This is a genomic window from Candidatus Frankia nodulisporulans, assembly GCF_902806475.1.
GTDB lineage: Bacteria > Actinomycetota > Actinomycetes > Frankiales > Frankiaceae > Frankia > Frankia umida.
The window spans coordinates 1-6,976 of record NZ_CADCWS010000220.1; the positions used below are offsets into that span (position 1 = coordinate 1).

Sequence of the window (6,976 nt, forward strand, 5' to 3'; positions counted from 1 at the left end):
GGGGCTGTGTCGAGAGCAGCGACATCCGGCCGAACTTCTCAGAAAAGCGCGGGTCTGCCCGGTGGCGGGCGCCGACGGATGGATGATTTCCAGTAAGGAAGCTGTCCGGTCGCTTTTTCTCTGCCGGGGAGTCCGAGTTTGCGGAGAAACCCGAAGGAGGCCGTGTCGGCTGGATTTCAGGCGGCCCTCGCACTGCTGGGGCTGCTGATGCGGATGCCCGCGGTGGGCGGCGTCCGCGCACCGGTGGACAGTGATTCCGGCTACCTCGACGTCGGCGCGGGCGCCGCGATGGCCCCGGTGGTCGCCCATGCGGGAGGCCCGGTGGCCGGCCGGGCGGTGGCGCCTGTGGTCGGCCCGGCCGCCCTGCCCCGTATGCCGGACGGCGCCGCCCCGTAGGCTGGAGGCCATGTGCGTCGCGGCATCGTGAGGACGCGCGCGGTCCGGACGGGCCGCTGGACGCGTCGCCGGACGCGTCGACCGCCGGCCCGTCAGCCCAAAGTTCGCAAGCCCGAAAGAGGCCTGGATGATCATCGTGTCCGAGCTCGAACTGCGTGCCGGAGCCCGCACCCTGATCGAGCCCGTCTCCTTCCGGGTTCAGGGTGGGGACCGGATCGGTCTGGTCGGGCGTAACGGCGCCGGCAAGACGACACTGCTGAAGGTGCTGGCCCGCGAGGGCATCCCGTTCGCGGGCTCCGTGGACGTCCGCGGTGAGCTTGGTTACCTGCCGCAGGATCCACGCGCCGGCGACCCGACCGACTCCGCCCGTGACCGGGTGCTGTCCGCCCGCGGGCTGGACGTGATCCTGCGCGACATGGAGAAGCTGCAGGTCGAGATGGCGGAGCTGGTCGACGGCCGGGAGCGGGACGCGGCGATCCGCCGCTACGGCAACCTGGAGGACCGGTTCGGCACGCTCGGCGGCTACTCCGCGGAGGCCGAGGCGGCCCGGATCTGCTCGTCACTGGGGCTGGCCGACCGGGTTCTCAGCCAGCAACTCGGGACGTTGTCCGGTGGGCAGCGCCGACGGGTGGAACTCGCCCGCATCCTGTTCGCCGGGGCCGGTAACGCCGATGCCACCCTGCTGCTCGACGAGCCGACCAACCACCTCGACGCCGACTCGATCGTCTGGCTGCGTGACTACCTGCGCGCCCACGTCGGCGGTCTGATCGTGGTCAGCCACGACGTCGACCTGCTCGACCGGTGCATCAACAAGGTCTTCCACCTGGACGCCAACCGGGCCGCCCTCGACGTCTACAACGTCAACTGGAAGACCTATCTCACCCAGCGTGAGCAGGATGAGCGGCGTCGTAAGCGGGAGCGGGCCAACGCCGAGAAGAAGATCGACGCGCTCAAGGTCCAGGCCGACAAGATGCGGGCGAAGGCGACCAAGGCCCGGGCCGCCCACCAGATGGACCGCCGGGCCGAGCGGCTCGCCGCCGGGCTCGCCGATATCCGCGTCTCCGACCGGGTCGCGAAGCTGCGTTTCCCCGACCCGGCGCCGTGCGGGCGCACCCCGCTGACCGCCAGTGGCCTGTCGAAGTCGTACGGGTCGCTGGAGGTGTTCACCGACGTCGACCTCGCGATCGACCGCGGGTCGCGGGTCGTCATCCTCGGCCTCAACGGCGCCGGCAAGACGACGCTGCTGCGGATGCTCGCCGGGCAGGAACAGCCCGACACCGGGCAGGTCGAGCCCGGCCACGGCCTGCGGCTGGGCTACTACGCCCAGGAACACGAGACGCTGGACGCCGACCGTTCGGTGATCGACAACATGCGGGCCGCGGCGCCGAACACCTCCGATGTGGAGCTGCGCCGCATCCTCGGCGCGTTCCTGTTCAGCGGGGACGTGGTGGAGCAGCGGGCGAAGACGCTCTCGGGCGGTGAGAAGACCCGCCTCGCCCTCGCCGGGCTGGTCTGCAGCTCGGCGAACGTGCTGCTGCTCGACGAGCCCACCAACAACCTCGACCCGGCGTCGCGCGACGAGGTGCTCGCCGCGCTCACCACGTACAAGGGAGCGGTGGTGCTCGTCAGCCACGACCCGGGTGCGGTCGAAGCGCTTGACCCGCAGAAGGTGCTCATGCTTCCCGACGGCGTCGAGGACAACTGGTCCCCGGATCTGATGGAACTCATCACCCTGGCATGATCCCGGGAACAGCACCTCGTCGGACGACACGGGAGAGCGGTCTGTGAGTACGCAGGGCGGCACGAAGGCGGTTCTCGCGGCGTTGGCGGCGAACCTCGGCATCGCGGTCACGAAGTTCGTGGCGTTCCTGTTCACCCAGTCGTCGTCGATGCTCGCCGAGTCCATCCACTCGCTCGCAGACTCCGGGAACCAGGGTCTGCTGCTGCTCGGCCAGCGCCAGTCCGCCCGCCCGGCCGACGAGGAGCATCCCTTCGGCTTCGGACGGGCCCGTTACATCGCGGCGTTCCTGGTCGGGATCGTGCTGTTCAGCGTCGGTGGCCTGTTCTCCGTCTACGAGGGCATCGAGAAGGTCCGGCATCCGCACGAGCTGGAGAGCGGGCTGATCGCCATCGTGGTGCTCGTGCTCGCCGTCGGCATGGAGAGCTTCTCGTTCGCCACCGCCATCCGCGAGTCCAACCACACCCGCGGGGACCGCTCCTGGTGGCGGTTCATCCGGGAGGCTCGGGCACCCGAACTGCCGATCGTCCTGCTCGAGGACCTGGCCGCCGAACTGGGCCTGCTGTTCGCCCTCGGCGGTGTGGGCCTCACCCTGCTGCTCGACGACCCCATCTGGGACGGCGTGGGCACCCTCGCCATCGGCATCCTGCTGCTCGTCGTCGCCATCCTGGTCGCCATCGAGGCCTACGGGATGCTGGTCGGTGAGGCGGCGACCCCGGCCACGGTCTCGACCATCCGCACCACGCTCGCCGCCGCGCCCGGGGTCAGCGGCATCGTCCACCTGCGGACCCTGCACCTTGGCCCGGACGAACTCCTCGTCGCCGCCAAGATCGGGCTGCCACCGTCGGTGACGATGCGCGAGGTGGCCGCGACCATCGACGGTGCCGAGGCGGCCCTGCGTGCCGCGGTGCCGACCCAGCTGCGCATCTTCCTCGAACCCGATGTGCCCCGGGACGCCGGGGCGTCCGGGTCCGTCGTCCCGCCCGTCGCCGGGACCGGGGCGACCGCGGCCGGCGCGCCCGCGGTCTGAGCGAGCGGTCGGTCAGGACGGGCCGGCCATGAACAGGCGCAGAGTGATCGCACCAGCGGCGCCGAGTGAGATCAGGATGACGGGCAGTGTGCCGGCGCGCACCCGGTCGCCGGGGGCGGCAGGTCGGGGATGAGGGGCGACCGCGGCGACCAGCAGCCAGGGGAACAGCGGCAGCCAGGTGCGTTGGGTCCCACCTTCGGCCAGCCGGGCCAGGGCCGCGAACAGGGCCGTCGCCGCGGCGCCGACCAGGAACGGCCAGCCGGGTGTGTGCCGCAGCCGGCGCGCCGCGCGCACAGCGACCGGCCCGGCACCCAGCAGGGCGACGGTGAGGTCGAGGAACACCCAGGCCAGCGTCGCCGTCAGGGGACGGTGGGGGACCCGGGCCAGGGCGAGTCCGTCCGGCCAGGAGAAGCCCCAGGCCGCGAACAGGAACAGGGGTAGCAGCGCGCCGAGCCCGGTCACCGCGTTGAGCAGCGGACGGCGCCGGACGAAGTAGGCGGCGGCGACGGCCACGCCGAGCCAGACCGGCGCGTAGCCGAACAGCGCGGCGAGCCCGAGCAGCACACCGCTGGCCAGCGCCCACCAGGTGCGGTCGCGGCGCCCCGGTTCGCAACCGACCACCCCGACGGCGACCGCGAGCGCCGCCAGCAGCGCCGTCACCGCGTCGGGCGAGGCGGTCATCCAGCCACTCCACGGGGCGAGTACCAGGATCGGCACCAGCCGGCGGGCCGCGGTCTCGTGGCACAGTGAGCGCACCGCCACGCACACCACCGGGACGGTCAACGCGCCGACCAGGGTGAAGGCGATACCCAGCGGCACGGCGCCGGACAGTCCGAGCCGGGCGAGCGCCCAGGCGGCCAGCAACGGGCCCGGCGGATGGGCGGGCAGGACGTCCACCGAGCCCGCGGTCGCGGGGGGCACACGGTCGGTGTAGGCGGCGACCATGTCGAGCGGGTTGCGGCCGATCGCCGCCGCGGCCGTGACCAGATCCGTCGGTGCGCGCAGGCCAGCCCGGACGCCACCGGGAGTGATCAAGGCGAGTGCGAGGGTCCACAGCAGTGACCCGGCGTAGCCCATCACGAGCACCACCGGCCAGGGCAGCCGGAACACGGCCACCGTCCCCGACGAGGCCGACGCCCATCGTCCCACCACCGCGAGGATGATCGCGGCGACGGTCACGGGCACCACGATCAGCGCGTCGAACCGGGCCTGCCAGCCGTCATGCCACGGCGGCTCGCGCAGACCGAGCGCGACGTGGGAACGCGCGAGAACGGCGGTGCCGACCAGACCGAAGGCCACCAGCACCAGCCAGATCCCGGCCTCGGCCCATTCGGCCCGCATCGTCGACCTGACCTGGGACGACCCCGCATCGGATGACCCGGTGCCGGCCGCCGAGACCACCGGCGGTGCGGCCACTGGCGGTGGGCTCAGTGGCGGTGGGGCGGCTGGTGGGGTGTCGCCGGGGGAGGCCGGCTGCTCCGACGCGCGGCTGGCTGGATCGGCGGGTGGACGTCCGGGTGATCCCTTGGTGTCCTCGGTGAGGCTCACCAGGCTTCCCTGGGCGCCTGCGGCGCCGGGCCCGCGGCGAGAGCGGTGGTGATCGGGCATGCCTGGGTTGTCCTCCGAGGAGTCGCCACCGCCGCACGGACCACATCTGCACCGTAACGAGTCCGGCGGCGGGGCTGGCCCGGGGTCGACGTCTGATCGGTGGGCAGGCGGATCGGTGGCCGGAGGTGGGGGAGTGGGTACGACGTGGCAGAAGAGGATGAACGATGCGTCAACGACGCGTCCCAGTGGGTGTCCGCCGCCGGGCGTAGTGCTGCGCCGGGGTGTGAGTGGGAGTGGATGTCGGCGTTGCGGGATGTCTCCATGGTTGCGTGCTCTGAGGGGCGATGTGAGGAATCAGTCGGTTTGATCTGGCCCGTTCGCCGTTTCCGGATCGGCTCGGTACAGTGATCGACTGTTGGCTGTACCTGCGGAATCGCGTCGTTGGAAGATCGCTCCGAGTCCCGTGGCGATGTTCGTGCGACGCGCCGTTGCCGCTGTTAGGTCGGGCGCGGGGGATTGGGGACACTGGTCCTCGTGCATGGTCCCGTGCTCGTCGGCGGTGTGCCGGCACGTGCATGGGTGGGTATGCCCTGAGCCATGGCCGGCGGGGAACAAGTGGAGGAAGCGGTGCTTCGGAGCGGTCACGCTGCGAAGCGACGCGTGTGATGGATCACATCTGCTTCGAGTGGCGCGTTTGCTCGAGCTGAGTGAAGATCGGTTCGCAGATCATCGAGCACGGAGGGGGCCACGTTGGCCGAGCTTAGGAAAGGAACCCGGATCACCGGCGCCGAGCGTGACAAGCTGGCTGCCGAGCTTCGGAAGAAGTACGAAGGAGGACAGAGCATCCGTCTGCTTGCCGAGTCCTCTGGCCGTTCGTACGGGTTTGTCCACCGGATCCTTTCGGAGTCCGATACCACCCTGCGCGGCCGTGGCGGTGCGACCCGGGGCACCAAGAAGAAAACTCCCTGACCATGACGGTGCCGGCCGCCGCCGCACCGGCGGCGGCCGGGCTTCGGGTCGACGTACTCGGCCCGGTCCTGCGGATCCGGCTCCACGGCCGGGCCCACCCCGACCAGCTGGGAGTTGCCGGCTTCACTCTGAGTGAGGCCTTACGACGGTTGACGGGTGACATCCGCATCGCCGTCGTAGTGATCGACGCACCAACCGCGGCCGTCGCCGCGGCGTCCGAAGCCCCCACACCCGGGCCTCGGACGTCCACACAGTCGACGCCCACACAGTCGACGTCCGATCAGCCGCCCGCCGATCAGCCGCCAGGCGATCAGCTCGGGTTGGACGGTCTGCTCGGGTGGCGACGGGCGTTGGAGCGGCTCGCGAGCGCTCCCGATCTGATCAGCGTCGCCGCGCTCTCCGGCTGGACCGGGGATGTGGGCGCGTCCCTGGCGGCATCCTGCGACCTGCGAATCCTCACCGCCGAGGCGGGCCTGCGCCTGGAATGGGCGACCCGGTGGGGGCTTCTTCCCGCCGCCGGAGCTCTGACCGATCTCGCCCGTCTGACGGGCCCGGCCGTGGCACTCGACCTGAGCCTGACCGGACGTCCTCTCGGCGCCGCGGAGGCCCTGCGGATCGGGCTGGCCCAACGGGTGGTGCCCGCGCCGCGTCTCGACGCGGAACTGGCCGCCGTCGAAGCGGCGCTGCTCACCGTCCCACCCGAAACCGCGGCCGAGATCAAGGCGCTGCTGCGGCCCCGCGGGTCGGCCACGGTGAATCCATCCCTCGGCCCGGAACTCCAGGCCTGGCAGCGTCTGCTGAGCGCGTCGGACGACCTCGCCGCCGGCTGAGCGACGACCCGCGGCCCGTCGGACCTCGGCCGTAATACCAGCGTGTCCTGGTGGTCCGGTCGGCGTTCACGCACGTTCATCCACGCGTTGTCGGGCTGAACGGGCGGATGCACCCGCACAATGACCACGTACTTCGCCTGTCCGGACGCGTCGCTGATGCGACGGTGGGGTCTCCCGGGTGAGAAGAGGGGACTTTTCGCCGTCGAGCGGGGCGGATACGTGACATTGGTGTTTCGTCGGCCGGGTATGGCCGAATCTTCTTCGTCTGGTCCGGTCTGGACAACGCGTTCGCCATCACGGTGGTGTAGGTCTTTGGCGCCCACGAACCCGCCGGACGGCGTGCGGCCACGCGGGTGCGCTTCCGGACCGACCTGGCACGGCCGTGTCGCTGCGCGGGGCGCCGTGAGCAAGGTCTCGGACCGGTGTTGATGCCGGGTCGGGCCCGCCCCGTATCTGGTCACGGCG

Annotated in this window: 6 protein-coding genes; 5 read left to right on the top strand and 1 reads right to left on the bottom strand. The window is 71.3% G+C overall.

The window, feature by feature from the left end; translation table 11 throughout:
* Positions 1 to 162 precede the first annotated feature (162 nt).
* The 3 genes from G6R24_RS16495 to G6R24_RS16505 all read left to right on the top strand — a co-directional run bounded on the left by G6R24_RS16495 (position 163) and on the right by G6R24_RS16505 (position 3,164).
* The gene (locus G6R24_RS16495) at positions 163 to 396 is read left to right on the top strand and encodes a hypothetical protein (RefSeq protein ID WP_163550130.1); all 234 of its coding nucleotides are present in this window, start codon (positions 163 to 165) and stop codon (positions 394 to 396) included.
* A 127-nt stretch (positions 397 to 523) separates the two neighbouring features.
* The gene (locus G6R24_RS16500; protein ID WP_163550131.1) at positions 524 to 2,137 is read left to right on the top strand and encodes an ABC-F family ATP-binding cassette domain-containing protein; all 1,614 of its coding nucleotides are present in this window, start codon (positions 524 to 526) and stop codon (positions 2,135 to 2,137) included.
* Between the two features lie 43 nt (positions 2,138 to 2,180).
* Entirely contained in the window at positions 2,181 to 3,164 is a 984-nt protein-coding gene (locus tag G6R24_RS16505) for a cation diffusion facilitator family transporter (protein WP_163550132.1), read from the top strand.
* A 12-nt stretch (positions 3,165 to 3,176) separates the two neighbouring features.
* On the opposite strand, the gene G6R24_RS16510 is transcribed toward G6R24_RS16505, so the two are convergent.
* Positions 3,177 to 4,712 carry a hypothetical protein gene (locus G6R24_RS16510; RefSeq protein ID WP_338084449.1) on the bottom strand — a complete coding sequence of 512 codons (1,536 nt, stop codon included), beginning with the start codon at positions 4,710 to 4,712 and terminating at the stop codon, positions 3,177 to 3,179.
* A 750-nt stretch (positions 4,713 to 5,462) separates the two neighbouring features.
* On the opposite strand from G6R24_RS16510, the gene G6R24_RS22615 reads away from it, so the two are divergent.
* Together G6R24_RS22615 and G6R24_RS16520 are read left to right on the top strand one after the other, a co-directional pair.
* Positions 5,463 to 5,681 carry a helix-turn-helix domain-containing protein gene (locus G6R24_RS22615; protein WP_163550133.1) on the top strand — a complete coding sequence of 73 codons (219 nt, stop codon included), beginning with the start codon at positions 5,463 to 5,465 and terminating at the stop codon, positions 5,679 to 5,681.
* A gap of 2 nt (positions 5,682 to 5,683) precedes the next feature.
* Positions 5,684 to 6,511: an enoyl-CoA hydratase/isomerase family protein gene (locus tag G6R24_RS16520; protein WP_163550134.1), complete on the top strand. Its 828-nt coding sequence runs from the start codon at positions 5,684 to 5,686 to the stop codon at positions 6,509 to 6,511.
* Positions 6,512 to 6,976: the final 465 nt, after the last annotated feature.

Bases quoted from the DNA above. Each gene is read 5' to 3' on its own strand.
- G6R24_RS16500 (WP_163550131.1), top strand. From the start codon at position 524: ATGATCATCGTGTCCGAGCTCGAACTGCGTGCCGGAGCCCGCACCCTG.
- G6R24_RS16520 (WP_163550134.1), top strand. From the start codon at position 5,684: ATGACGGTGCCGGCCGCCGCCGCACCGGCGGCGGCCGGGCTTCGGGTC.